Here is a 26,674-nt window from a genome sequence, read left to right on the forward strand (position 1 = left end):
AGGATTTAGTGCCGCGTCACCGTCTCGTCGCGCCCACCGTCGCCGCCCTCGTGGTGGCCGCAGGCATCCCAACCGCTCCCGCCACGGCCGCCGCCGTACAGCCCCCAGCCGCCTCGGCGAAACCGGCCGAACTCGCGGCCGCTCCGAAGGTGCTCAAGTTCGGCCAGGCCGCCAAGATCGCGGGGGAGAAGGGCAGCCCGCTGAAGGTGGCGCCGGTCGGGGTCTACTACCACAAGCCCAGCCAGGCTCATTTCGCGCAGCCCCGGGAGAAGTGGTTCGTCGCCATCGCCTTCCGTGTGACGGCCGGCTCGAAGCCGGACCGGGTGCCGCCGCCTATCTCGGGCAGCCAGTGGCGGATCAAGATCGGTAGCCGGGCGTTCACCACCTCTTCCGGCAAGGCGCTGGAGTCCCCGTGGGTGGGCCGCACGGACGGGCAGGAGATCACGATCCAGGCGGGCAGCAGCGAGGTCATCTACTACTCGTTCGACCTGCCGCGCACCGGGGGCACCCTGGAGTGGTCGACGCCGAACGGCGTGACCCGCTGGAAGATCCCCACCGCCACGTACGGCAAGGCCGACGTGCTCAAGCCCATCCGGGACGCGATCGCGGACTACGAAGGCGCCTGAGCCGACCCGGGAGCCTGCCACAAAGTACGGCCCACCTGCTCAACCTCGCCACCCGCGCGGGGCCGAGACGGACACGACCAGCCTCGTCGCGGCGGCCGTACCGCGACAGGCTCCCACCCGGCCGCCCTCAGCGAGGCGCCATCCTCGTCGGAACGCGTGTAGGTGATCATCCGCTCGTAGCCGAGCGCCCGGCCCGCCCTCCACGCCGCGCTGAGCAGGGTCGAGCACGCGTTGCGGGTGCCGTCCGTGGCCACCCTGGTCACCTCCAGCGCCCGGCCCGTGTCGTAGTGCCTGGCCACAGGGCGGCCAACGATGGCCACCCCGACCAGTCGCTCGCCTTGAGCGGCGCCGATGGAGAACTTGTGGCCTCGGGGCGCCCGATGATGGCGATGCTGCTCGTCCACGAACGCGCACGCCTGCGCGAACGTGACCGGCTCCAGGCGAAGCCCGCTCACGCGACCCTCAGCGACTCGAGGATCGCCTTCCCCGCCTCCATCTCTTCGGCGGTGAGCTGCTTGAGCTCGCTCGGCAGCGCGGACGGGGCGGTGGAGTCGGGCATGACGATCGGCTCGGGCGGCAACTCGGGAGCCTGCCGCCTGCCCGGATCGTGCTCGTCCTCCTCCCACACGCCGGCCTCCTTCATGATCTGGTGCAGGATGTCGGCGGCCTGCCGCAGCCGCTTCAGGTTCCGGTCGGACAGGACCCGGCCCGCCTTCGTCTCCCACCCGCTGCGGGCGTGCTTGACCGCCGCCGCGGCGTCCTCCACTGCGTCGGCGGCCGCCGCCAGGTCCGGGCTGCCCGAGCGGTAGACGGTGACGGGGACAGGCTCGTGGATGTCCACCCTGCCGTCGCCTGCGGGCTCGTAGGGCACCTGATACCAGCCTTCTGCGCCGTGCCCGTCGACCACGCGGGCGATCGCCGTGTCCGGGAAGGTGGCCTCGACCGTGACTGACTTGACCTCGCCGGACCCGTGCGCCCACTCGGTGACGGCCTCGCGGACCGCTGCCTTGGTCTCCTCGAACGACATCCCCGACTTGGCCTCCACCACGCCCGTCCCGGAACCGGGGGAGGGAGCGGCCGCGTCGGCGGTGAGCGGGAAGTCCTGGTGGTCGTCCTCCACGGCGAGCGTCAGCGCGCCGAACTCGACCGGCGTGACCTCGACGGGGGAGGGGAGCGGCTCACCCGGCTTCAGGTAGGTGAGCGTCATGTGCGGGGTGAAACCGTGATTGGCGGCGTACCAGATGCCCGCCTCGTCCAGCGCCTGCGTGACTCGCTGGCGCAGCTCGGCCAGGCCGGGCACGTCGACCGGCACCCACGCCGGGATTCCGTCCTCGTTCTCGGGAAAAGCACCGATGCCGCCGATGATGCCGGCCAGCGGCGCCGACTGGGCGGCGACCTGCTCGACCACGACGGCCGCCTCGGCAAGCTCGGCCTCATCCAGGCCCTCGCCGAGGTAGGCGAGCGTCACATGAAGCTCCTCGGACGGCAGCCCACCCTCGACGGCGACCTGGTCGGCGACGTCGGCCGGAATGGTGAGCGACACCATCGACCGCAGCTCTCCCACCGGGATCACCTCCACCCCGTCGACCAGGTCGTCGAAGGCGGGGTCGGCCTTCACCTCGCCGACGTGGGGCAGGCCTGACTTCACTGACAAGGTCATCGTCTGCGACGCGGCGCCGAACAGGACCGGCGAGAACTCGAACCAGTCGAGGTCATAGATCCTGCGCACCCCAGCCTTGGTGTCCTTGCGAGCGCCGCCCGGGGGCACCGAGTAACCGATCGACCATTCGCACTCGTTCGACTTGGAGTAGAAGCGGACCTTCTTGTACGCCTCGCGGCCGTCCTTGGTGTCCAGGTCATACAGGGCCCGCACGAAGACGGCGCCCGCCTCGCGCGGCCACGGCTTGCCGTCCTTGGTGAGCGTGGGCAGGCGCGGATCGCCGGGCAGCCACTCCTCATACACCTCAGCCCTGGCCGCCCACTTCTGCACGTCGTGGGCGAAGACGCCCTTCGGGCGTCGCTCACGGATCGTGCGGGCGAACGCGCCCGGCATGATGATGTCGCCGACGTTGTCCCTCACGCCCGTGATCGCGACCAGGCAGGCCACGGTCCCCTTGGGCGCGTCCGCCATGTCGGCGGTCGACGATAGCGCCACCGACTTGTGTTCGAGCTGTGTCGTCATCTGGCGTCCCCCCGCGTGATGTGATCGCGGGGAGGATGGCAGATCGGAATGCTTAGGTCGTTCCCGACAAACCCGGCTGCTACGGCTCAGGCGTAGGTGAAGGCGTTGGCCTTCGAGAAGGGGCCCGCGTCCGTGGTCACCTGGACCGCGACCGCCCCGGCAGCCTTGGCGGGCGTCCTGCACGTGATGGTCTTCTCATCGACGACCACGACGTTCGTGGCGGCCGTGCCGCCGAACGCCACCGTGCTGCCCGGCGTGAAGTTCGTCCCCCTGATGGTGACCGTCTCGCCGCCCGCGGCCGCCCCGGAGGCAGGGAAGACCGACCCGACCGCAGCGTCGGGGAAACAGGCGTCGAGCAGCGACTTGCGGACCAGGGCGTCCTTGGGGAAGCGCAGGTTGCGCTTGCCCTCGGGGAAGCTGGTGCCGTCCAGGCGGGTGCCCTCGTACAGGTTCTCGGTGATGCGGACGATCGGGTCAGTGACGGGCAACGTGGCCGTCTTGGCGGTGGCGGCCGTCTTGGTGAGCTGGCTGCCGTTGGCGGCATACAAGGTCATCTCTGCTCCCTGGTCGGTGGAGGGGACAGGTGGCGTGTCGGCCGGGACGAGTTCCGCGTGCGGCTGCCACCGAAGCAGCAGCACAAGCAGAAGCGTCGCGCCGATCACGACGCCGGCGAGGAAGCCGACACGCCACAAGATCCCCGAGTCCATGAGCCGGGAGGTTGCCCGAGCCGCCCGCTTACGTCATCTGGGACTGCTGAGAGCCTCGCTACGACCGGCAACTTGCAGAATCTACATAGGGCTATGTAGATTCTTCTACATGGAGATAGAAGTGAGGGTGACGCCGAAGAAGGCGCAGCTTCTCAAGATCTTCCTGGAAGCTCCGGACCAGCCACGGTACGGCTTCGAGCTCATGCAGCTCACGGGCCAGCCGAGCGGCACGGCCTACCCGATCCTCGCCGAGCTCGAAAGAGGCGGCTGGATCACTAGCAGCCAGGAAGACATCGACCCCTCCAAGGCAGGACGCCCACGCCGTCGCGTGTATGTCTTGACCTGTGAGGGCTATCTAGCGGCGCGCCAAGCTCTTGAAGATCTCAGCGAGACGTTCCGCCCCCCTGCCCCCGCGCAGCCACGAGGCCGCCGTTGAGTGCCCAAGTCAGTTCCTTCGTTCTTGGCGGCCTGTTCTACATCCTGGGCGCGCTGGTTCTGGTCGCGACCACGCTCGTGGGCGTGATCTGCACCACCTGTAGCGACCTCATCAAGCAGGAGGCAGCCACCCGTCTGGAACGGCTTCCTCTGTGGCTACTACGGCGTGCGGCCCGCGGCCTCCCTGAGGAATGTCGGGAAGAGATCCTCGCCACCGAGTGGGTGCCCGAACTGCTGCACATCAGCAGGGAATCCGAAGGGCTCCCGCTCACGAGGCTGGTACGAAGCGTTAAGTTCGCCACCAACCTCCTCGGAGGCCCCGCCGCCACCGTCGGCAAGCTGCTCAAGCCGATTCGGGCGAGCGAGCTCCCACGGCCGCGCGACAGCGACCAGGCTGACAAGCTCGACCTCATTCCCGTTCCCTGGGTGCGGCGACTGATCGCACGAGTCCTCCGTCGCAGTTCCCCTGCGGGCACAACGGAACGGGAAGGCGAGCGGATCCCCGCCCCGTGGATGCCCTTCGAGTTGCCTGGTGGTCTTCGGCACAAGTGCAGCATCAGGCTAAGCCCGCGTTACGAAGGGGACACCGCCATGTATGAGCTCAGGTTCCACCCGGTCGCTCTGGAATCGCAGTCCATAACCGGGGACAAGTCGGATCTCCGCTTCGACTTCGTGTTCCACGACTCGATCTTCCAGGTCAAGTACGCGCACGGGGAAGACCCTCCAGCACCGCAGGCAGACTCGTAGCGCCACACCGAAGGGCCGGCCAACCTACACTGGCCGGCCCTTCGGCTATAGGGGTTCCTTCACCGTCACGACCTGCGTCCATGCGCGCAGCGCGGCCAGGACGCTCACCGGGTCATGCACGTCCAGGGTGGTGGTCGGCTGGTGCGGGATGACGATGTCGGCGCCTTGCCGCCCCGAGAGGAGGTCCACCACCGTGCGTGTGCCGGACACGATGCCGGTGGTGGCGGCCGCCTCCGGTCGCGCGCGGCCGACCGTGACCGCGTACGCCACCCCGTCGACGTAGCCGTGAACCTCAAACACGCTGGCCGCCTTCCTCGTTGTCGCCGTAGTCGACGCTGCCCGGCTCGGCCGGGACGACAGACCTGTAACCGGCGATGAACGCCCGCGACAGAGGCCCGCCCGCCGCCCGCCACGGATTACGCTCGATCGGCCCGCCCTCGGCCGCCACCGACCGCCCGGCCAGGCGTGCGGCACGTAGCCGCACCGCCGACACCTGCTCCTGCTGCTCCATCGGTCTCCTATCGGGTGAAGCGACGGCTCTCACGAGATCGCCGCGCTGCTCGAACATCACGGTCACGTCCGAGCACGTCGGCCACGTACTCGGTGTAGTTCCGCCACCCGTTGGCGCGGAACCAGTTGTACAACTCGTCGGAGGCGTAGGCGTTGACCCGCCGCCAGTCGCCCGAGAACAAGCTCTTGGGGTCGACGCCGGCCGCTCGGCCGCGCTTGTTGACCATGTAGCCGTTCGTCGCCGCCTCCGCCTGCCCGTACTGGTGCTCCACCCACTCGTCGTACTGGCGGCGCACCCGCCGCTCTACCGACTCGCCGGGCAGACGCTCGTCGACGGAGGCGCGGCGCCGTTCGGCTTCCATCTGCTCGACGGTGAGGCCGTGCACGTGCGCCCACGCCTCCTCCTGGTCCATCTCGCCCGAGGCGACCAGCGCGTCGATCTGGGCGTTAAGGCGCCGCTCCGCTTCGTCCTCGGCGTGCCTACGGTCCAGCACCTCCGAGATGCGGGCGGCGCTGAAGTTGTCGCTCAGCGAGCCGAGCAAGTCGGCCAGATCCTCGGCTGACAACTCCTCCAAGTCGACGCCGTCGAGCGGATCGTCCTCGATGCGGCGGCCGCGAAGCTGCGCCATGATCCGCTCGTACGCGGGCGAGTTCCACTCGACTTGGCCGAGCAGCGCCTGCAACTGGTCGACGGACAGCTCGTCCAGGTCGACTCCGTCGAGCGGGTCCTTCGCGGGCCCGTCGTGGCTGGTGCCCAGTAGGGAGAGCACGCCGAGCAGCCACGAGCGCATGTCGTCGTCGAGATAGTCCGCCCCGGCCATCAGCGACTCCATGCCGGTGGTGAACACCTCGCCGCCGCCGTGCGCGTAGACGCGGCCGGTGTACGGGTGAGGGAACCCGCCGTCGTAGCCGACCTCGCCGGGCCCGACGCCTACCTCGAAGGGTTCGCCGCGCTCGCGGTGGCCGACGTCGCCGCTCGCGGTGCGTTCCCACAGGAACGCCCGCTCTGCCTCGCGCAGGCCGGGCAGCCGGTGCTGGAAAGCGTGCCCGAGCTCGTGCACGCCCTGACGGAACTGCTCCTGCGGCGTCGAGTCCGGCATGACGATCGTGTGCGCCTTGGGGCTGTAGCCGGCACGGCCGGGCCCGCCCATGATGTTCGGCTGGGCGATGGCCAGCCCCACGGGCCCCTCGTCGCCGAGCATCGCCACCCAGTCGGCCGGGTAGACGTCTTCCACCTTGCGCATCGCCTGGACGGGCTTGTGGCTCTCCTTGCGGGCCTGCCCGGTCTTGGTCTGGTAGGTCAGGCGGGCGCCGCCGAACGAGCGGACCTCGCGCAGAACCTCCAACACCGCCTCGCGTCGCAGCTCGGCGACGCGCAGCTTGGCCGCCTCGACCGCCCTGCGGGCCTTCCTCGCCTCCTTCTCCGCCTTGTCGAACGCCTTCTGGTGGGCGGGCGACGGCTCCGACAGGTTGTTGGCGAAGGCATGCTGGCTGGCCTCATGCTCGGCCTTGGCCAGGGCGCGCTCCGCGTCCCACATCGCCTTCTCGGCCGCCTCCGCCTCGGCCACAGCGCCCTGGTAGGCGGGCGTGGCCAGACGGCCGGTGAGGGCCTGGTCGACCTCGGCGCCCGCAGCCTTGATGACGGCCAGGTGCCTCATGGCGTGCTCGCCAGGCCCGTCGTCGGCGGCCACATCCGGGACGGTGGCGGTGATCTGCTCGGTTCCCGGGTCGTAGCCGTCCTCCAGGTCGGCCAGATTCAGCGGCCGGTACACGGTGCGGGTCACCTGCCGGTGTCCCAGGTCGGAGAGGTTGGCCGGGAGCGCCTGCCGGTAGGAGGTCAGTCGCTCGGCCAGGCCGCCCTCCACCGCAGGCAGGGCGGCCGGGCTGGGGGCGCCGCCCTCGAACAGCGCGGTCACGTCCAGGCGGCGGGCGAGCGCCATGTCGATCGTGGTGGGCGGGTCGGCCTGGAACTGCTCCAGCATCCGCGCCAGCGCCTGATCGTGCGTCTCGCCCGGCAGCGGATCCACCTGGAGGATCGACTCCACCAGGTTCGTCGCGGCTCGCTCCCGGATCTGGGAGACGAGCGGGGCGAGCCGGTCGGCCAGCACCGCGGCGTGCTGCTCGTCGCTGGCCAGTGCTCGGGCGGCCTGCAGGGCGGGAGCGCGGTCATCGAGCCGCTTCCACGCCTGCTCGACCAGGTCGGGGGAGCGCAGCCACGCACGATCCCCAGCCTCGGGCGGGTGGACGCGCCGCATGCCGACCTCGTCGGCGATCGCCGCGGCGGCGTCCCGGTACAGGTCCATCTCTGCTTCGCCGAGCGCCTGCCGTACGGCGCGCAGCCGCGCGGTCTGGACGCGGCGGGCCTGCTGGCGGGCGATGCGCAGCTCGGCGTTGTCGCCGCCCTTGGCCAGCCTCGTCACCTGCAGGCTGGTGTCGTCGTCGAGCATGGCGACCACGGCCTGCACGTCGGAGTAGGTGCGCACCACCGCGGTGACGCCAACCTGCTGCCCGTCCTCCCCGAGCAGCGGCACGATCTCCTCGACGGTGCCGGTGGCGCCGCCGTGCGTCGCATCCACGCTGATCCGATCGCCGACCCGCACGTCGCGTGCCGGGATGACGCCGTCGCCCGTGTCGTCGAGCAGCGCGTCCCACGGCTGGTCGGCCGACGATTCACCGCGTGCGACCCGCAGTACGGAGGGGAAGCCGCGCGAGGTGACGACGAGCTCGCCGCCGTCGCCGCCCTCGGCGAGCACCTCCCATTCCTCCACCGGGTCGAACTCGCCGCTCGTCTTCCACAAGGCGACGATCTTCCGGTCGACGTCGTTGACGCGGATGGTGTCGCCCGGCTCCAGCCGGTCAGGCCTGATGTGCTCCTCACGCCGCGCGGCCGCGGGCGCAACCTCGACGTCGTCGGGCAGGTCCGGCATCAGGTGCACATCCACGCCCGCAGCCAGGATGCGCTGCTCACGCCGCCCGTCCGCGTGCTCGACCGTCACGCTGACGAACGGCATCCGCGAGACCGGCTTCGCCTCGATGATCCGGACCGGCCGCACCTGGCCGCCCGCCTCGTCGGGGATGGCCACCACGTCGCCCGCGACGAGGTTTTCCGGGTAGGCCTTCTCGACCCGGTCGCGGTGCGGCTCGTGCGGCGGCGCCGGATACCCGGCCAGGCGCGCGTAGGAGGCGTCCACCCAGGAGGCAGCCCGCTCCAACGCCCGCTGCTGCACCGCAGGCAGACCCTCGGCGGCGAGCTGCCGCAGACGCTGGCCGAGAGCGCGCATCTGCTCGGCCGTGACGGGCTGACTGGCCCGCAGCCGCGCTGCCGCCTCCCGCGCCTGCGGGCTGGCGTCCTGGTCCGCGTCGATGGCCAGGGCCAGGACCCGCTTGCGGATGTCGGACCGCAGCCGTACTCGGGTGGCGGGGGTGCCGTCCGGCAGGCTGACGATGGTCGAGCGCGGCTTGCGCTCGCCGGGCGGCTTCGGCGCCCGCTTCCGCTTCTTGCGCAGCCCCCGACCGCGGGTGACCGTCTCGCCGGCGTCGGCCTCGACGAGTGACGGCTGCCCGTCCGGGTCGAGCACGTCGAAGACGATGCGGTCGCCGTCGCGTTCGACACCGACGACCTTCGAGGCGTTGCCGTCGTCGTCGATCAGCCATTCGCCGACCGCGACGTCTCCCGCCGTGGTCTGCCCGATCTCGGGCTGCTTGCGCGCCCTGGTGCGCTTGGTGACCTGCTCGCCGTCTGGGCGGGCGCGGATGGTGCGCCGGTCCTCGCTGTCGCGTTCGGTGGTGAAGGTGAGGTCACCGGCGCGGGTGACCTCTTCGACGGTGGCGGTCTGGCCGTCCGGGGTGTCGATGCGGTCGCCCGGCTCGATGTCGCCGACAGCCGCCTGTTCGGGGATGCCGTCGACGGCGGCGCGCTCGGCTTCCTCGCGGGCGCGCTCCCAGTCGGCGGCGCGGCGGCGGGCGGCCCGCGGGTCGCCTCCGGCCATGACCAGCCGGTCAGCGAGCGTCTCCCGCAGCGTCTTGAGCTGAGCCGCACGAATCCAGTCCAGATCCCCGTCTTGGGCGGCGGCGAGCGCGGCGTCCGCGCGCATCCACGCGTCCTCCAGATCGCTCACGGGCGCCTGGCCGTTCTCGGCGGCGTCGGCGATCTCGTCGAAGCTGGTAACCGCCTCGACGAGGGCGGGCCCGCCCGCCTCCTCCAGCATGGTGCGGCGCCGCTCCTGCGCCTCCGACTGGTTGGCGGCGCGTGCCTCCTCCCTGGAGGTGCGCAGCTGCTCGGCCTGCCCCTCGGATGCGGCGGCGTCGTCGGTGCCGAGCCGGTCGACCTGGTCGGGCAGGCGGATCATGTTCGTGTCGGGCAGGTAGCGGGCGGGTTGGTCGCCGACCGTTTCGACGACGTCCTGCAGGCGGACCGGCTGGCCGGGCTGGTATCCGGCCGGGATGGTCGCCTCCCAGGCGCGGGCCTCGCTCTGCGTCAGGTAGGTGCCGTTGCGGCCCTGCACCCGCCGTACCGCGTCGCTGGAGCGGACGAACCGGATCCGGTCTCCCGGCTGCAGCTCGGACGGGCTGACCGTGGCCGTGGGGCGGCCCGTCTCGGTGTCGGCTGGCTCGTCCAGGTCGACGAGGTCGGCCGTGGCAGGCGCGGCCGTACCGGCGTCGTCCCCGCCCGGCTCGCTGTCGCCGTCCGCCGCTGCCGCTTCGGGCGCGGCCGCGTCCTCCTGCGACCCGCGCACGTCGACGACCGCGAACCCGTCGCCGTCGTCGTGCACGGTCGGGGTCGGGTCGTCCAGGTCGACGACAAGGTCAGCGTCGGGCTCGGTGGCCGGGTCGGTGGCGCTGGCGGGCCGGAGCGTCTCCAGCTTCTCCTTCAGGAGGGCGAGGGTGTCCGCCGCCTCCTTGTAGGAGTCGTCGTTGGTGTTCTTGATCTCGTCCAGGTGCGACTGCGTTTTGATGATCTCGCCGAGCAGGCGGGAACGTTCGCGCACCTCGGCAAGCTGGGCGGCCTTCCCGAACGGCTTGCCGATCGCGCCCTGCATCTTGCCGGCCTGCTCGCGCAGGTGGGCGATGCGCTTCTCCGCGGCCTCGATCTGCGGCTCCAGACCGGCGAGGCGGTTCTCCAGGGCGCGCAGCATGCCGTTCCCGGACCCGTCCGTGAGCTGATGCCCCCGGTAGGAGGAGACGCCACCGGCGAAGTCGAAGCCGACGTCGATCACGCGGAATAGCTGGTCGCCGTAGTAGCGGCGCGTCTTGATGGCGTAGATGGGATGCCCGCCGAGCTCGCCGATCAGGATGGGCCGGTCCTCGGCGGCGGGCCCGTCGCGGACGTCGCGGACGGCGGCCAGGAGCGGCTCGTACACGTCGGCGCGCTTGTCGGTCTCCAGGTCGCCGACCTTGATGGCGAAGTTGTCGCCGCGTGTGTCCACCCGGGCGGCGATGGCTTCCTGCCACTCGCCGATGTCGGAGGTCAGCTCGCTGATCATCTGCTCGGCGCGGGTGATCTGCTGGGTCAGGTTGCCTTGGGTGCGCTGGTGGGCGCGGTCGAGCCGGTCGAGCCGGTTCAGCTCGGTGTCGGCCTTGGCCTTGTCCAGCAGGTACGGGTTGCCGGTGGCGAGCGCCTTCACCTCGGCGAAGGAGAGGGCGGCATCGCCGATGTCCTCGATCTCTCGGACGTCGAGGGTGCCGCGCTTCATCTGGGCGATGAACTTCTGCTTCCGCTCGACCGTCTGCCAGCTATATCCGTCAAATGTCCCTTCCGTGACATAGCGGATAATGCGGACGTCCTTGTCGTGCAGGTTCAGGTTGAAGTTGCCCTGCCGCTCCACGCGGCCCTCGCGCTGAGCGAGGTCGGCCGGACGCCACGGACAGTCCATGTGGTGCAGGGCGACAGCCCTCGACTGAACGTTGGTGCCGGTGCCCATCTTCTCGGTGGAGCCGAGCAGCACGGCGATTTTGCCGGTGCGGGCGTCCTCGAACAGCTTCGCCTTCTGCGCGTCCGTGTTCGCCTCGTGGATGAAGCGGATCTTGTCGGCAGGGACGCCACGGGCGACGAGCTGAGCCTTCATCTCGTCGTAGGCCGCCCACGTGGAAGCGTCGCCGTCCCCGGCCGGTGCGTCGACCGGCTCGTCAGGAACGCCGAGCTTCGGGTCGGGGACCGTGACGAGGGAGTCGCCGCGGGCGATGACGATCTGGTCGACGGCGCCGATGGCGGCGTCGAGGTCGATGACGAACGCCTGCCGCTCGTCATCCCATTCGACCTTGGTGATACGGGTCGGGGTGCCGCTGCGGTTCAGCCACTGGCCGGCCTTGAGCTTCTCAGCCTTGACCTTGGTCCCCTTGGGCTTGCCGGGCTTCTTCTTCGGGGTGCCCTGGTCCATGAACACGATCTGGAGGGCGCCCGGCGTGGGGTGGAGCTCGTCGGAGTCCTTGCGGATCGGGTACTGCCAGTCCTTGGAGTGCTCGTAGATCTCGGCGATCTTGGCGGCGGCGATATCGAGCTTGCCGCCGACCTGCGGCATGCTCGGGTCGATCAGCCGCATGTCGAGGGCGGCCCGCTTGCCGTCGCCGCTGATCTTGAGCATGTTGTCCTCGACGATGCGGTCCTCGTCGGGGTCCGGCTCACCCTCGTACTCGTCTTCGGGGATGCCGTTGATCCACTTGCGCGGGTTGCCGATGCGGACGGCCTCGGCGCGCTGGCCCAGGTCCTGGATGTAGTCGAGCTGCTCGATCGAGGCGGGGATGACGACGGTCTCCCCGCGGTTGCCGTTGGCGTCCTTCCGCACAGGCGGGGTGGGCAGGCCCAGGTCCTCGGCCGTCTTCACGTCCGCTGCGACCCGGTACATGCGCAGCAGCTCGGGCACGTTGCGGAACTTCGCGAAGCGCGCTTTCTGCCTGAATCCGTTGCCGTCCGGGTTCAGCTCGATGTCGGTGACAACGTCGCCGAACGTGGCCGCCCACGTGTCGAAGTCGTCGATGCCGACCTCTTCGAGCAGGTCGGGCCGCAGGTAGCGCTGCATGACGTTCGCTTCGGTCACCGAGTTGGCGATGTCGGTGCCGGTGGCGAAGGTGACGATGCGGCCAGATTCGGACTTGCCCCGCAGGTAGTGCAGCTTCATGTGCAGGTCGCTCGCGCGGCCGGACCCGTCGATGCCGGCGCCCTCGATCCGCGAGGGGGTGCGCAGGTTCTTGTACATGTGGGCTTCGTCCACCATCAGGTAGTCGATGCCGGTGTGCTCGAAGTAGACGTTGCCCTCGTCCTTCTTCGAGTCGAGCTTCGCCTTGATCTTCTCCTCGGCCTGCACGAGCTGGCGTTCCAGCCGCTTCAGCAGCCGCGAGTCCTCACCGAACTCCTTCGCCCGCTCGATCGCGGCGCGGAGCTTCTCCAGCTCGCTTTCGCGGTACTCCTTCTGCACGTCGGGGTGCATGTCGATCTTCTCGAACGCCTTCTGCGTCAAGATGACGGCGTCCCAGTCGCCGGTGGCGGCGCGGGCGACGAACTCGCGCCGCTTGGCCCCGGTCAGGTCGGAGCTGCTTGCGGCGAGGATCTTCGCGTTCGGGTACAGCTCCAGGAACTCGCGCGAGAATTGCTCGAGCATGTGGTTCGGCACCACGATGGCGGGCTTCTTGGCCATGCCGGTGCGGCGCAGCTCCATCGCGCCCATGACCATTTCGGCCGTTTTACCGGCGCCGACCTCGTGCGCGAGCAGCACGGCGGGCTCGTTGATGATGCGGGCGACGGCGGCCTTCTGGTGCGGGCGCGGGTCCCAGCCCTCGGCCAGGCCGGGCAGTGAGGGGTTGGCGCCGTCGTAGGAGCGCAGGACGATCGAGTTGAAGCGGTCGTTGTAGATCCGGGCGAGGCGTTCGGCGCGGTCGGGGTCCTCCCACACCCACTCCGAGAACCGCTCGGCCATCTCCTGCGCCTTCTGCTGCGCCTCGATGGTTCCGGCAGGGTCGGCGACGGATCCGCCGCCCGGCGTCGACTGGGTGACCTTGATCGTGGACTGGCGGAGCAGCGCCTCGGCGATCTCGATGGCCGACCACTGCTTGCGGTCGGTGCCGAACGTGTTGCGGGCCTCGTAGCCGTCCTTGTAGCCGTTGACCTCCCACAGGGAGCCGCCCGCGTGGTTCACCTTCACGGTCGGGTCGTTGAGGATGTCGCGCAGGAATTCCTGCACGGTCTCGGCGGAGATCCAGGCGGCGCCCATGCGGGCGTCGATCTCGCCGGGGGTGAGGTCGCGCGGCAGCACCTCCTCCAGCGCGGCCACGTTCAGCGCGAAACGCGGGTCGTGTTCGGCGGCCGCGCGCGCTTCGACGAGTTTGCGGCGCACGTTGCCCGACAGGTACTCGGCGGCCGGGACGAACGCGGCCTGCCCGGCCAGGAGGTACGGCTCGCCGCTCTGGGTGTAGGACGGCGGCTGATCGAAGACGCGGCTGCCCAGCCGCTGGCGGGCCTCCTCCTCGTCGACGCGCAGGAGCTTGGCGACCTCGTCCATGCGCAGCGACCCGAACCGGTCGACGACGACGGCGATGGCCTCGCCCGGATCGTCGGTCTCGGTGATGGCCTTCTTCGCGGCCACGACGCGGTGGTCGAAGATGTCGGCCTTGCGGGTGGTGTCGGTGTCGGCGTCGTAGTCGTCGAGGGCGAACACGATCGCCCCGGCGGGGTCGGACCTGAGCAGGCCGATCGCGGTCGACGCCTTCTCCGACTCCAGCGGCTTGCGGCCCGCGGCGTCGGCGGCTTCCTTGACTTCCTTCGGCGTGAAACGCCTGTTGGCCCGCTTGGAGGTAGCGCCCCACCTGGCGGTGTAGGCGTCGTAGCGGCGGTTCAGCTCCGCGCGCAGCTCGTCCATGCGCGGTGTGTCCGCCTCGGACGCGTTCTCCTCGGTCAGGAGGGCGCGGGCGACGTCACGCAGCCCGAGGAGCGCGGACAGCTGCTCAACCTGCGTGGGGTGGACGTCGACCTGCTCGGCGCTGCCGGACCGCACTTGGGTGAAGGTGCCGTCCTCGTTCTGCTGCAGCGCCCCATCGTGTCGGGAGTCACGGTCAGCGAGCTGGAGCGGCACCACCGGGGTTCCGGCCTCGCGCTGCTCGAACGTGGCACCCTGCTCCCGCGCGTCGGCGACGACACGGGCCAGAGCCTCCCGCATGGCCGGAGCGGCATCGCGGTCCCCGCGCACGATCAGGTCATGGTCGGTGAACTGGCCTCGGCCGGTCGTCTGCTCGCCGGCGATCTGCTCCGGGTGCTGCTGGAAGTAGGCGTTGACCGGGTGCTGTGAGCCGTTGACGTCCATCTTCGGGGCGTTGATCCACGACGTGTCACCCGCGGGCTCGTCCTCGCCTCGCTTACGGAAGATCAGCAGGTCTGTCACGACGTCGGTGCCTGCCGCCTTGCGGTGGGCGCCGGACGGCAGCCGCACCGCGCCGACCAGGTCGCCCATCTTGGCCATCTCGCGCCGCGCGCTGGAGTCCTCGGAGTCCATCGTGTAGCGGGAGGTGATGACCGCCACCAGGCCGCCAGGCCGGGTCAGGCCAAGGCTCTTGAGGATGAAGTGGTTGTGGATCGAGTGCTTCTTATCAGGGTTGTACTCGCGGTCGACGAGCCAGTAGTCGCCGAACGGCACGTTGCCGACCACGGCGTCGAAGGTGTTCGCCGGGGCGCGGGTGTCGGCGAACGACTCGTTGCGGATGGTGGCGTCCGGGTACAGCGCCTGGGAGATGCCCGCGGTCGTCGAGTCGAGCTCGATGCCGGTCATGTGCGCCCCCTCGGGCGCCATGCCGATGAAAGTGCCGGCCCCGCTGCCGGGTTCGAGGACGTTGCCGCCGTCGAAGCCGAGCTGACGGACGGCGTCCCAGATGCCTTCCACGAGGGAGGCGTCGGTGTAGTGGGCGTTCAGCGTGTTGCGGGACGCTTCGCGCCATTCGCTCTCGTCGAGCAGCGAGCGGAGCTCGGCCCGCTCGGGCGTGAACGACTCCCACCGCTTCAGACGCCGCTCGAACGTCACCGTGTCCGGCGACCCGTCCGGGTTCTTGAACTGGGCCTGCGTCGGGCGGGACTCGAAGACGATCGGCAGGCTGCCCCACCCGGACCAGCGGGCCAGGACGCGCTTCTCGTCGTCGGTCGCCAGCCGGTCGACCGACTCCAAGCGGCGCAACACCTTGACCGCCTCGATGTTGGCGCGGACCTTCGCCTTCTCCCCCGCGGGGGCGAGGTCCTCCTGCGAGGCGGGCCGGAACCGGCCCTCAGCCTCGGCTACATCTGCATCGGGGGAAGCTCCGCGTCCTCGAGACCCGGCTCGGCCGGCAGAAAGATCTCTTCCTGCATCACGATCTCCCGCGCCCGCGTCTCCGCGTTCCGCAGTCGGCCGATCCGCTGCTCGAACGTCTCCCCGGCTGGCGGCTTCTCGGCCAGCTCCTGGGCCAGGTCGTCGATCCGGTCCTCCACCCGGGCGGCGAGTTCCAGGAAGAACTCGTCCGGGTTCTCCAGCTCGGCCAGCGCTGTCGGCAGGTACGTCTCCCAGTGCCTGCGCGCGATCGCCGCGTAGTCCATCGTCGCCTTCTCCTTCGGCCGGGCTGTCGTCGGTCGGCGCTGGCCCGGTCTTGGGGGCGCCCATTGTAGAACTCACCGTAACACGATCATCACGGTTCGTGTCAATTTGTGTGGATGTGTCGCTCCGGCGGCGGCGGGCCTCATCGCCCAGCATCGTCAGGATCTGCTGACCGAAGCCGCTCCCCATCGGCGAGTTCCGCGCCCGCCACCCCAGCTCATCCAACTCAGCTTCACTGAGTTTGGTCATGTCGAGCGTGCGCGGGTCAGGCAGGTCGTTGTGCGACATCGTCCACTCGTGCCGGGCGACCCCAACCGCACGGTTCGTCTTCGTGATCTCGCCCTGCGCGATGTCCCGCCTCGGCATGTGGCGGGGCAACCCCTGGTAGGCGGCGTTCAGCTCCCGCTGGTAGTCCGAAGCGGCCTGGTCGACGGCGTGCCGGTCATCCCCGCCGAGAGCCTCGATCAGGCGCCCACGCGCCTTCGCGAGACGCTGCTCGACATCGCTGGGCAGCAGCCCCGGCCGGACGGACAGGTCCCGGTCCAGCCGCCGCGTCTCGTCCGGCTCGGCCGGCGCGCTGCCGTCGTCTTCGGACAGCGGCTCCCAGCCGCGGAGCACGGTCAAGCGCGCGTTCCACGATCGGGCCTCCGACCCGCGCCGCCCGTCCTGGTCGATGTAGGAGATACGGCCCCGGGCCCTGGGGCCCTTCCCGACCTTCTCCGGGACGCCGGTAATGATGACCTCGCGGCCGCGGCGCCCGCCCGCGTTCGGCAGGTACACCCGGTCGCCTCGGTCCAGGTCCTTGAGCAGCGGCGTGACCTCGTTCGTGTCCGGCAGTCCGCGGAGTTGCGTGCGCGCCCACGCGGCCAGGTCCTCGTCGCTGCCCTTGCGCCTCCAATGCGACTGGACGACCAGCCGGTTGCGCTCTATGCGGTCGCGGGTCGCCTGCGGCATGTCCGGCCACGCCTCGAGTGCCTGGTTGGTCAGCCGCATCGCGCGGCCGTAGTCGCGCGCCTCGAACGCCTCCTTGGCCTGCTTGGACAACGCCTTGACGCGCTCCTCGCCCATGGCGGGCGTGTCGCTGTCCGCCTCCGGCGCCGCCGCCCCTTCGACAGGCCCGGCGGGCTCAGGCTCGGGCGCCTGTGGTTCCTGGTTGCGCTCGTGCGCGGTGAACATGTCCTCGGTGCCCTGCGCCTCGCGCCCGACGTCGGAGAACAGTCCCGCCTGCGGCGCGCTGCGCGGCGCGCTCCCGCGCTCGGCCTGCGGCTGCTCCTGAGCACGGCCCGTCTTGTGGACCGCGTGATCCTCGTCCAGATCCCACGCCTGAGCGCCAGCCTCCAACGGCCCGCCGCCGCCCGCGCTCTGCCACTGCGCGCCGCGAGGGCGCAGCGCCACCCTCGACCCGCCGAACATGTCGGTCTCGACACCGTCGACGACACCCCGGACCGTCACCGTGTCGCCGGGCTTGGGCGGATTCTTCGCTAGAGGGCTGGCGAACCGCCCAGCGTTAGCGGCGGTTACGGGCACGTCGAACGTGATCCGATCGCCCGGCTTCAGATCTCCAGGGACGACGGTCTGCGGTGCAGTTGGGGCAACGGCCTGCGGTGCGCCCTGAGCCTTCGGGCCGGGAGACGTGGCCGCCATCTCGCGGCGGGCCGCCTCCTCACGCTGACGCTCCTCATCTGTGTCCAGCCGGATGTAGTGCTTGGGCTGATCGCCCACCATCAGCGCCGCCGCCCGGTCCTCGTCAAGCAACGCCTTCTGGTTGTCTTCCGGCACCATCACCACGTCGGGCTGCCGGTTCAGGGTCCGCAACGCCTCATCGACCTGCTCGCGGGGCAAATCTGCCAGCTGCTCGCGCAGCCTAGTCAGCGACACCCATCCGCCCGGCTCCCGCTGCAGCTTCCGTACGGCGGCGCGGACACGCTGCTCGGCGCCACCCCCCGCCGCGGCGTCTCGGCCACCCCGGTCTGCTTCGGCGTCGTCGTCGGCGGTCACCTTCGCCACCAGCGCCCGCGCCAGCTCGACCGCGTTCGGGTCATCGCGGCGGATGGCGTCGACCAGAGCCGCGAGCTCCTGCTCGGGCAGCAGACGGGCAACCCCGTCATCGTCCATACCGACGTCCACCGAGTCGACGAGGTCGTCGACGCCGCCGAGCCGTACCGTCCACCCGCCGCCCTCGGCCGGGCTCACCTTCTGGACGATGCCGGTCTGCTGCCGCACCTCCCCGTCCGGGCGGGTCCCGTACACCAGCACAGGCTGGCCAGGCTTCAACTCGCTGACCGGGATGCGCTCGTCCAGCGTCGACGGCGTGAACTCGGCGGCGTCGCTGCTGGGTTGCTCGACCGCCATTGCCTTCGGCGCGGCCTGAGCCTTGCCGGTGGGGGCAGTGCCGTCCGGCCGCTTCTCCACCGTGAGGTAGTTGCGGTGGATCGCCTGCACTGAGCCGTCTTGCAGGCGTACCTCGATCCGGCCGCCGCCGACGTTCTTCACGACGGTGCCGCGGCCTCCGCCCCACACCCGTACCGAAGCGCCGGTCTCGATGAAGCGGCCCTTACGGTCGCGCGGGTGCTGGTCGGCGTCGAACTTGGCCGCTCCGAGGCCTCGGCGCGCCTTGACATCCCAAACGTCGAACTCGGACAAGTCGGCCCCCGTCTGCCCCCGTGTGATGTGTGCGGGGTGCAGGGTGCCGACTTGCGGGCTTAACGTCGCCTCGGCCTACGCCGGAGGCAAACCTCGCAAGGTTTCCCGTGCGCGAAGGGCGCAGTCACTCAACCGGACCATGAACATGGTTCGGTCGCGGTGCACACCCTTCACGCGCTCGAGCAATTTCATGACCGCATGAGCGTCCGACCGGGATATCGTCGGCCTCTTGGCGAAGGCCTGAATGTATGACTCAGCCTCCTCGAACCAACTGTTGTAGCCCTCGCCGTACCAATCTCCTCTTCGGATGACGGCATCGACTGCCTCGGAGAGGAGGCCAAGCCTTTGATCCAGGGGCCATTCCAGGTCCAGTTGGAGAAAGCGCGGCCGAACTACATCTCTCAGGCGGTGCACCTCTCTCCCAACACGGCCTGCGAGCTCCCGGAACTGGGCTGGCGGTTGATCAAGTCTCCACTGGTTGATCGCCGTCCGTAGAATCTGCGCGACCTCACGGCCGTCGTCGTCGCCTTTGCCCATCTCCCGGACCTTCTCGTACGCCTCGACGAGGACGGACGTGGTCGTGATCGGGCGGTCACCAGTCGGCGAATGGCGCGAATGCTCTCCGGGCCACAGCGTGGCCGCGGCCTTCTCAAGCTGGTGCGTCGACTCCAGGAGGAGGTCTGTAGCGGCTCTACGCCCTGCCCGGTCTGCCATGCGGTGCGATGCTTCTTGGAGTACCAGCACGGCGAAGGGGACGGCGAAGAAGAAGGCCGTTGCGCTGGTGAGCAGGTTCGTGAGAAATGGCATGGACGACCACCAGGCCCTAAGCACGTCACCGACCACGCCGAACACGACGAACAGCAGGCCGACGCACCACATGATGACCGCGCCCCGCCGCACCGAGGCGTCGGCGGAACGCCATGACTGCCCGAGGAAACGAAGCAGCCTCGCGGCGTCGGCGAGGAGGCCAGTCTTGCCCTTGCTATCGGTCATGACGCTCCTGACGGAGACGGCCCACCTCTATCAGCGGTCATTGGTGCATATCGGTGCAAGGACAGGAGTTCGTTACTTCGCCATGGAGACGACCCACTTCAACCGGCACCGGCAGTAGGCGACCTCCTCGGCCGGGGCGTCGAAATCGCCTGGCCACCGCAGCAGCGCCCCGCCCACCTCGAACCGTTCGCCAGCGCGCCGCACCTGCCCGTCAGCCTCCAGATGGGAGGTGCGGACCTGCCCGTCCTGCCGGGACTGCCACGTCGCCGACACCATCCCTCCCGGCCCTGCCAGGTCGACGGCGACGACGTACTCGACCGCGTGATGCAGCCCTGTCGCCGTTTGTACGGCGGCGCGGCCCGCCCACTTCTCCAGGTTGGGCAGTTCGGCCCGCACCCGCGCCACCAGCGCGTCGATGTCGTCCCCGACCCTGTCGCCGTCCCCGACGAGTTCGCCCAGGCGGCGGGCAGCGCCCGCGATCAATTCCGCCAGCCAGTCACTTACCTCCGTGACGACCGCGTCCACGGCCACCCCGCCCGCCACGCCGGCCGCACCGAGCCCGCCGCCGAGTGGGCCGTCGACGAACGCCGCGGCGGAGGCGGCCGCCGCCGCGGCCAGGACGGGCGTCAGTGCGGCGGTGGCTTCCTCCCGCCACTGGCGTGTGTCCGCCACCTTCTCGATGTCGAGCGGCGCGTCTCCCACCCTGGTGTCTGTCTTGTACTCGGGCGCGAAATGCCTGGTCCCCTTGCGCAGCTTCGGGGATGCGACGCGGGCGGCGGTCCTCTGCACCAGCCGCCGCACGAGCTGCTCCAGGACGGCGCGCACGTCCTCCTCCGCCTGGTCCCGCGCGTCGAGGGCGTGGGAGGCGTCGAGGAGGGACTTCACCTCGGCGTCGTCGAGGAGACCCTGCATCATGGCGAACGCTTCGCCGGTGGCCGCGTCCCCGCCCTCCGCGCTCTGGGGCTCCTCCGCCTGCTCGCCTTGGCCGGGCAGCGGCTCGGCGCCGGGCGCAGGCTGGCCCTCCCCCTCGCCGGGCGGAGGAGCCTGGCCGGGGGAGGCGAGGCCGAGCGCGGCCGCGTCCTCGGGCCTGGTCGGGATCGGCGTCTTACCCATCGCGATGTAGAGGGCGCGGGTGTGTGGCAGGTCGAACGGTTCATGTTCGGCGATCTGCCGGTACTCGTCCAGCGTGAGGAGGCCTTCCTTCACCTCTTCGCGCGCTTCGCGGCGGCGTGCCTCCGCCGAGCGGCGCAGCACCTCGACGCTGCTCGTGTCGAACTCGCCGCGCACCCGATCGGGGGAGTCCTCGTTGAACCCGGTCGTCAGGATGCGCAGGTGAGGCGGCATCGTGATCGTCCAGAACGTGAACAACTCCTGCTCGGCGTTGTCCCACGTGCGGCCGCTGGAGTTGCCGAGCACGGTCTCGCCGACCCCGTAGGCGGCGAGCACCTCCTCCTTCGCCCGCGCGGCCATGTCGCCGTACGCCATGTCTCGCGGCGTGGCCGCCAGGTCGACGTAGGAGAGTTTCCCGCCGCCGATCACGGTCAGCTTGCCGGCCTCGGCCGGGCCGCGTCCGAACCGCTCCTCCAACCGGCGCGCGTCGGTGTCGTTCGTACGCCCCTCCACGCTCAGTACGCCGCCAGGGCGGCCGTCGTTGAGCATGAAGGAGCTGTTGTAGATCTTGGCGAGGAAGTCCTGATCGACCGCCAAACCGGCCGCCTGCAGCGGCGTGATGCCCATGTACGGGTCGGTCGGGTGCGGCTTCCTGAACCATCGAACCCGCTCGGGCGGGATGGGGATGCGGATGCCGTCCGGCGTGATCGTCTCGAAGTGAGACAGCAGGTCGCCGTTCTTGCCGGGCACCGGCCTGGTACGGCCGGGCGGCAGCAGGTCCAGCCGGATCGGCCGCCCTCGGCGATCCTGGGTGATCTCCACGAACGCGCCCCGCGGCGACAGCAGCACCTGCGCCGACAGGCGGTACCTGAGCTGACGGCCGGTCTCCAGCTTGTTCGCCCGGCCATCGTTGAGCAGGTCAAGGAGAGGGTCGTCCTCGATGAGCTCGCCGCTGTCCTGGTCGCGCAGCACGAAGTCGAGGTTGGACTGATTCTCGGCGGTCGCATCGACCGCCTTGAACACCCACACAGTCCGCTCGAACGCCTCAGCGACCGCGCGGTCGACAGACCAGGCTCGGCGCGCGGCCGCCGACAGATTCGCAGCCCAGTCCGAGACAGCCACCGTGCCGAGCCCGCTCACCGAGGAGGACAGCAGCTGCTTCAACTCGAGTTCCGGGCCCCCGTGGAGCGTCTTGTTCTCGCGGGGCAGGAGGCCAGGCAGGAAGGTTCGTCGCGCCACGGCGGCCTCAGCTTGTCCGGCCGGAAGCCAGGATGCCGCCCGCGGCTATCAGGTAGCCGCCCGTCAGGGCCAGACCCACGATCGGCTCCCACGCGAACGCGGCGACGACGGTGAACAGGGCGCCGATGAGGAGCAGCGTGACGCCGGCAATGTCGCGCTGTATCCGCTGTCGGCGTGCCGCCAGGTCGGGCTCTGGCTCGGCTACGCGCTCGTCCTGGTCGAAATACACGTGGGCCCCTCCGTGCTGGTGCCCGCCGCCGAGGGTGTGGGGCGGGCTCCGGGGCACGGTAGGGGCCCGAATCGTTTACGTCGCCTCAGGCGGGCTAGCGCAGCCCGTCCAGGCGGCTGGCCTGCATCAGCGCGACCGGCTCAAGGCTCTTGCGCTTCTTGCGCTGTTCACGCAGTTCCCTGGCGGCTTTCTCCCGCGCCTGCCGCAGGGCAACCTCCCTGGCGGTGGTTCCCGGCTCAGGATGAGAGCGGGCGGCGCGTTCGGTGGGGACGCCGCCCACCAGATGCCTGGTGTCACCGGCATCTGCCGCGCACGGCTCCCACACGACCACGTCGAACGGCAGCCAGCACTTGACGCACTTACGGTCGAGGGCTTCGTACACGAGGCCGTTCTCCTCGTAGTCCTCGAAGTGCGTCAGGTCATCGGGGAAGGTGACGAACGGCTTCTCCGTCAACCTCCACATGAGTTCAGGATCAACTGGCGACATCCAGAACGCGATACCCCAGACGTGGCCAGGCGGGTATGACATACGGCTATCTCTCCCAGCAAAGGCGCGCACTCCGCCTTCTCACCGGTGGCGCCACCCCGCGGCGAGAGCTGTCCCCGGGGCGGACCGGGCATAGGACAGGGCTCTCGGGGCAGGGGCGGCGGGCCAGGTGTCAGGCGTCACGCAAGACGGTTTCGGGAAGCTTTCGGGCCCCATTAGGGCCGCCACAAAAGTAACGATCATTGTCAGCGCGGGTAAAGGGGCGTCGGACACTGGGAGTGACACCAGCGGCGGAACATTGGACCGTAACAATCCCGCATCCGTGGCAACCAAAACCGCTCGGCGAACGTCCCCGCGCCCACATGAGTCATGTGCCGTGTCAGGTGATGATCCGCCAACCCTCCTCCACCGCAGGCTCGTACAACGCCATCAGCAGCGCCTCCCCACGGTCAGGTGAGCCGACACCGCGCTTCTTCATGTCCTTCTTCGACTCCACCACGCTGTGCCCGGTCGAGTTCGTGAACAGCTTCGGCCCCGACAACTGCGCGGACGCCAAGTCATCCACCCGCAGCCGCAGCCCCGTCACCCCGTGCTCATCCGGCCGCAGCATCGTCCGCCCGGCCAGCCACATCTCATCCCGCTTCCGCCACGGCCGCAGCGTCGCCTCATCCGGCTCCCGACCAGTCGACTCCGACACCATCACGCCGATGATCTCCGCCTGGTGCCGGCCTTCCTTGCCCCACTCCTGCAGCAGCGCCACCAGGCCCCAGCCGATACCGTTCTGGTCGATCTTCACCCGGACCGGGTTGGATGTCCCCAACCGGCGCCGCAACGCCTCCGCACGGTCGATGTGCTGCAGCAGGATCCCGGCAAGCTGGATGTAGTCGGCGTTCTCCGGTCCCGAGCTGGCGTGCTCGACCGTGGCCAGATCGCCGACGAGACGCGTGATGACGAACTCGTCGCCACCGTCGACCGCGACGTCGACGCCGAGCCTCACCCACGCGCCACGCCGGACCAGCCACTCGTCGTGCTCCTCGGGCAGGCCGAGCTGGTTGAGAGGTACGGCGTCAGCATCGCGCGGCTCCTCCATGTCGACGGCGGCCTGCACCCAGTCGTAGGGGATGACCACGTTGGTGAGCCCCTGCGGGAACTTCGCCTCGATCTTCGCCCGCACGTAGTTGGACTTGACGCCGTGCACGCGGATGGTCCGCTCGATCCACTTCAGGTCGACCATGTGCTTGGCCGGCGAGTGCCCGCCACCGGGGCAGGACTGGCACTCGCCGAACCACTCCCCAGTCAAGTTCGGGGTGTCGTACGCGGAGATGGGGATCGTCTCCACGTCCTGGTCGCGGCACAGCTTCTCGAACCATGTGTTCGGCTCGTCCGTGGGCGGGTTACCGATCGCGATCATTCTCGCGCCGTCACCCACCATGAGACCGGCCAGGTTGTCGCCGATGGTGTGCGCGATGCCGCCCGCCTCCTCCACGACCAGGAGAAGCTGGTTGGCGTGGATGCCCTGCACGGCGGCCTCGTTGTACGGCGCGGCCGCGATGCCGTACGCGACCACCGTGTCGAGGCCGTTGGCGTCGGGCAGCTTGTACTGCGCCATGTCGATGGTGCCGGGCAGTCCTGCCCGGGAGTGCGCGGAGCGGACTTCCCGCCACAGCTGCCGGACGACTTGCCGCCACAGCGGGGCCAGGCTCACCGTGACGGAAGTGCCGACCGGGTGGACGAGGCTGCTCCACAGCACGAGCTGCCCGCACGAGAACGTCTTCGAGGACCCGAAGCAGGACGGGACGGCGACCTGCTTGTGCATGGTCAACGCCGTCATGAACCGGCGCGGCACGCTCCACACCGCGCTCCCCAGCACCTGCTCGCAGAACCCCACCGGGTCGTCCACCCACAACGCGAACGAGGTGCCAGCCACCCGGTAGGCGGCCGCGTACACCTGGCGGGCTTCGGCGTCGGTCAGCTCCTCGAGCAGGAGTCTCCGCTCGTCGGGCGGCAACTCCATCAGCTCGGTGAACATGGTGGCGGCGAGCCGGGAGCGTGGGTCGCCGGGAGAAGCGACCGCGCTTGGGGTCACCAACGCCACGGCGACCCGCCCGAGGCGCGTGCTGCTCCGGCCGCTGACAACTCGGCGACACCTACATCCGAAGCGGGCATCTGGCGGCGGGCGAGGCCATACGAGCCGGAGCGGACGATCACGGCCAGACACGATGAAGCCTCATCCGCCTTACGTCCAACGAGGACGGCAGCGACTTGAGGAATGACCTTCGCGCAGAAACGTTCGCCGCTGTAGCCTCGAAAGCGGAGGGGAGTATCCCCTAAGAGCGGTCTCCGTCACTAAAGGTGCCTGCATCGCGCGATGATGCGAGTCACCCGGGGCCGTAGCCCGCAGCACGTTCTCGCGGGCGGGAGAGACCTCCAACACATCAGGCATGCCCTGGGTGTGTTGGAGAGTCAGATCCCCAGGGTTCTAACCCCAGCTCACCCTAGGCACGGGTTTGTTGGGAGAACCACGGTGACGATCACCGACCTGCTGGACGCCCTGAGTGACCTCTCCTCCGTACTCGCCTTCCTGATCGCCATCCCCACCGCGTGGGAGATCTTCCGACGCAACCGGCGGCAGCGGCGCAACGACGACCAGGTCGAGGGGTCGCGCCAGACGCCCCGCGATCAGGCCGGACATGACGAAGCACAACCCAGAGCTGACGACTCGCCGGAGTGACTACTGCCTACTGACGTGGGGCGTAACCGTACTGGGCGCCCCACTCATCTGCAGAGGCAGGCTCGTAGAAGATGCGCCGGCCGAAGTTCGCCGACTCAGGGTCCGTCCCCTTGGCCTTGGCGGTGCGCAGCCGCTCCTTGACCGCCTCGTACGGCACACCCCACCGCTCGGCCAGGTCCTTGGCCGCCAGCCAGTGGAAGCGGTTCTCCACCCACCAGGCCGGGAACGCCTCCTCGTCGACGAGCTGCACCCGGTTGGCCGCGAGGGACATGCGCGGCACCTCGATCCCGTTCTCTCGCGCGTACTCGATCCGGTCCAGCACGCGCTTCGTGCTCACCCCGAGCCGTTCGGCCATGACCGCCAGGGGGACCATGCCCGCGGACTCCGACGCGGTGCCGGCGTCGGGCTCAGTGAAGCCCCACTCCTTGGCGTGCTTGAGGTCCTTGCCGACCATCACCTTGCCCAGCTCGGTCAGTTCGCCGACTTCGACGTTGTTCAGCTTGTTGCCGTCGATGGTGGTCTGGGAGAGCTTGAGGACGCCGCGGACGCGGTTCTCTCGGGCCTGCTGCTCCTCGACGCCGATGGCTGCGATCTCGGAGACGGCTTCGGCGATGACCTTCTCGGCCTGCTCGGGCGACCACTTGGGCAGGGTGCTGGGGATGGACGCCTCGGGCAGGATCTCCTGCCACTGGGCGCGGCCGAGGGCGGCGAGTCTCATCGTCGGCAGCACCTTGCGGTCGTGCCGCATCACAAGGACGAGGGCGCCGAGGTTGCGCTTCTGTACGGCCTTCTCGTGTCTCTTGCGGGCGGCCTTCACTGTCTGGTGAGCGGCCTTGGTCCGGGCGACGGTTTCCTGGATCTCTCTGCTCAAGGTGACGTTCACGGCGGGTCCTTAATGGGTTCCTGGGGCTTGTATCCTCCCGCGCCAAATGATCGGGCGGTGCACGCACACCCGTGCGCACACCGCTGATTGTAGGGGATGTTTATTCGCTTGTGAACTCCCGAGCGGTCAGCCGCGCGGCCGCGCCTCGACTGGTCTCCTGGTGAGCCTGAAGCTTGGCCGCGGTCGAACGGGCGCGGGAGGCGGGACGTCGGTGAGGTCCTCGATGTACATGACGAGTCTGCCTTGGGGGTGGATGTCGCCGAGGCGCATGTCGGGGCCGTCGAGGTGCTCGGCGTTGTCGTCCGGAAGTACGCCGGCGTCCACGATGCCGTCGACCACCGCCTTCCACGAGGGATACAGGTTGGCGGGATCGCGTCGGCGCCGGTCGGGCGGCTCGTACACCGCGATGATCGACGCTCGCTTCATGCTCGGGATCTTCGCCGCTCGGGCCAGCCAGCATGCGGTCTGGCGCAGGTTCTTCTTCAAGGGGGCTTCCTTGCGCCAGTGCATCCGGTCGTTGGAGTTGAGCAGGGGCGTGCCCGCGGGCATCTCCAGCGTCCATGTGCGGCGCGCCGCCGCACTCGGTTCGGTCTCTGTCACAGGCGTCC

17 protein-coding genes are annotated in these 26,674 nt (G+C 69.7%); 4 read left to right on the top strand and 13 right to left on the bottom strand.

Translation table 11 applies throughout. The annotated features are described in order from the left end of the window. The first annotated feature begins 8 nt into the window (after positions 1–8). Positions 9–626: a hypothetical protein gene (locus ABFX50_RS41220; protein WP_346154529.1), complete on the top strand. Its 618-nt coding sequence runs from the start codon at positions 9–11 to the stop codon at positions 624–626. Here the strand turns inward: ABFX50_RS41220 and ABFX50_RS41225 are convergent. The 3 genes from ABFX50_RS41225 to ABFX50_RS41235 form a co-directional block, all read right to left on the bottom strand. Continuing rightward, positions 611–1,081: an XF1762 family protein gene (locus ABFX50_RS41225; RefSeq protein ID WP_346154531.1), complete on the bottom strand. Its 471-nt coding sequence runs from the start codon at positions 1,079–1,081 to the stop codon at positions 611–613. The two genes, ABFX50_RS41220 and ABFX50_RS41225, sit on opposite strands and share 16 nt — an antisense overlap. After that, positions 1,078–2,808 (bottom strand): 2'-5' RNA ligase family protein, encoded by a 1,731-nt coding sequence (locus ABFX50_RS41230; RefSeq protein WP_346154533.1) that lies wholly within the window; start codon positions 2,806–2,808, stop codon positions 1,078–1,080. The genes ABFX50_RS41225 and ABFX50_RS41230 overlap by 4 nt, the downstream gene beginning before the upstream one ends. Positions 2,809–2,894: 86 nt before the next feature. Beyond that, positions 2,895–3,515, bottom strand: a complete 621-nt coding sequence (locus ABFX50_RS41235) for an IPT/TIG domain-containing protein (protein ID WP_346154535.1) — start codon at positions 3,513–3,515, stop codon at positions 2,895–2,897. Positions 3,516–3,624: 109 nt separating this feature from the next. Here ABFX50_RS41235 and ABFX50_RS41240 point away from each other — a divergent pair, with 109 nt between their 5' ends. Beyond that, positions 3,625–3,951 carry a PadR family transcriptional regulator gene (locus ABFX50_RS41240; protein ID WP_346154537.1) on the top strand — a complete coding sequence of 109 codons (327 nt, stop codon included), beginning with the start codon at positions 3,625–3,627 and terminating at the stop codon, positions 3,949–3,951. After that, the gene (locus tag ABFX50_RS41245; protein WP_346154539.1) at positions 3,948–4,697 is read left to right on the top strand and encodes a hypothetical protein; all 750 of its coding nucleotides are present in this window, start codon (positions 3,948–3,950) and stop codon (positions 4,695–4,697) included. The genes ABFX50_RS41240 and ABFX50_RS41245 overlap by 4 nt, the downstream gene beginning before the upstream one ends. Before the next feature lie 45 nt (positions 4,698–4,742). On the opposite strand, the gene ABFX50_RS41250 is transcribed toward ABFX50_RS41245, so the two are convergent. From ABFX50_RS41250 to ABFX50_RS41285, 8 genes are all read right to left on the bottom strand, one after another. Further along, positions 4,743–4,997 carry a hypothetical protein gene (locus ABFX50_RS41250; protein ID WP_346154541.1) on the bottom strand — a complete coding sequence of 85 codons (255 nt, stop codon included), beginning with the start codon at positions 4,995–4,997 and terminating at the stop codon, positions 4,743–4,745. Continuing rightward, positions 4,990–5,208 carry a hypothetical protein gene (locus ABFX50_RS41255; RefSeq protein ID WP_346154543.1) on the bottom strand — a complete coding sequence of 73 codons (219 nt, stop codon included), beginning with the start codon at positions 5,206–5,208 and terminating at the stop codon, positions 4,990–4,992. The genes ABFX50_RS41250 and ABFX50_RS41255 overlap by 8 nt, the downstream gene beginning before the upstream one ends. A gap of 7 nt (positions 5,209–5,215) precedes the next feature. Then, a complete protein-coding gene (locus ABFX50_RS41260) occupies positions 5,216–18,394 on the bottom strand; it encodes a DEAD/DEAH box helicase family protein (protein WP_346154545.1) in 13,179 nt (4,392 codons plus the stop codon). 75 nt (positions 18,395–18,469) lie between these two features. Further along, positions 18,470–19,387, bottom strand: coding sequence for a hypothetical protein (locus ABFX50_RS41265; RefSeq protein WP_346154547.1), 918 nt, complete (start codon positions 19,385–19,387; stop codon positions 18,470–18,472). Between the two features lie 72 nt (positions 19,388–19,459). Next, positions 19,460–21,736, bottom strand: coding sequence for a phage portal protein (locus ABFX50_RS41270; protein WP_346154548.1), 2,277 nt, complete (start codon positions 21,734–21,736; stop codon positions 19,460–19,462). A gap of 7 nt (positions 21,737–21,743) precedes the next feature. Next, on the bottom strand, positions 21,744–21,965 hold the full coding sequence (locus ABFX50_RS41275) for a hypothetical protein (RefSeq protein ID WP_346154549.1): 222 nt from the start codon (positions 21,963–21,965) through the stop codon (positions 21,744–21,746). A 94-nt stretch (positions 21,966–22,059) separates the two neighbouring features. Then, positions 22,060–22,428: a hypothetical protein gene (locus ABFX50_RS41280; RefSeq protein WP_346154551.1), complete on the bottom strand. Its 369-nt coding sequence runs from the start codon at positions 22,426–22,428 to the stop codon at positions 22,060–22,062. A gap of 403 nt (positions 22,429–22,831) precedes the next feature. After that, on the bottom strand, positions 22,832–24,538 hold the full coding sequence (locus ABFX50_RS41285) for a hypothetical protein (protein ID WP_346154553.1): 1,707 nt from the start codon (positions 24,536–24,538) through the stop codon (positions 22,832–22,834). 438 nt (positions 24,539–24,976) lie between these two features. Here ABFX50_RS41285 and ABFX50_RS41290 point away from each other — a divergent pair, with 438 nt between their 5' ends. Further along, positions 24,977–25,183: a hypothetical protein gene (locus tag ABFX50_RS41290; protein WP_346154555.1), complete on the top strand. Its 207-nt coding sequence runs from the start codon at positions 24,977–24,979 to the stop codon at positions 25,181–25,183. 7 nt (positions 25,184–25,190) lie between these two features. Here the strand turns inward: ABFX50_RS41290 and ABFX50_RS41295 are convergent, their stop codons facing one another. After that, entirely contained in the window at positions 25,191–26,066 is an 876-nt protein-coding gene (locus tag ABFX50_RS41295; protein ID WP_346154557.1) for a hypothetical protein, read from the bottom strand. 126 nt (positions 26,067–26,192) lie between these two features. Then, positions 26,193–26,666 (bottom strand): RusA family crossover junction endodeoxyribonuclease, encoded by a 474-nt coding sequence (locus ABFX50_RS41300; protein ID WP_346154558.1) that lies wholly within the window; start codon positions 26,664–26,666, stop codon positions 26,193–26,195. Positions 26,667–26,674: the final 8 nt, after the last annotated feature.

This window comes from Nonomuraea recticatena (assembly GCF_039533245.1).
GTDB classification, from domain to species: domain Bacteria; phylum Actinomycetota; class Actinomycetes; order Streptosporangiales; family Streptosporangiaceae; genus Nonomuraea; species Nonomuraea roseola.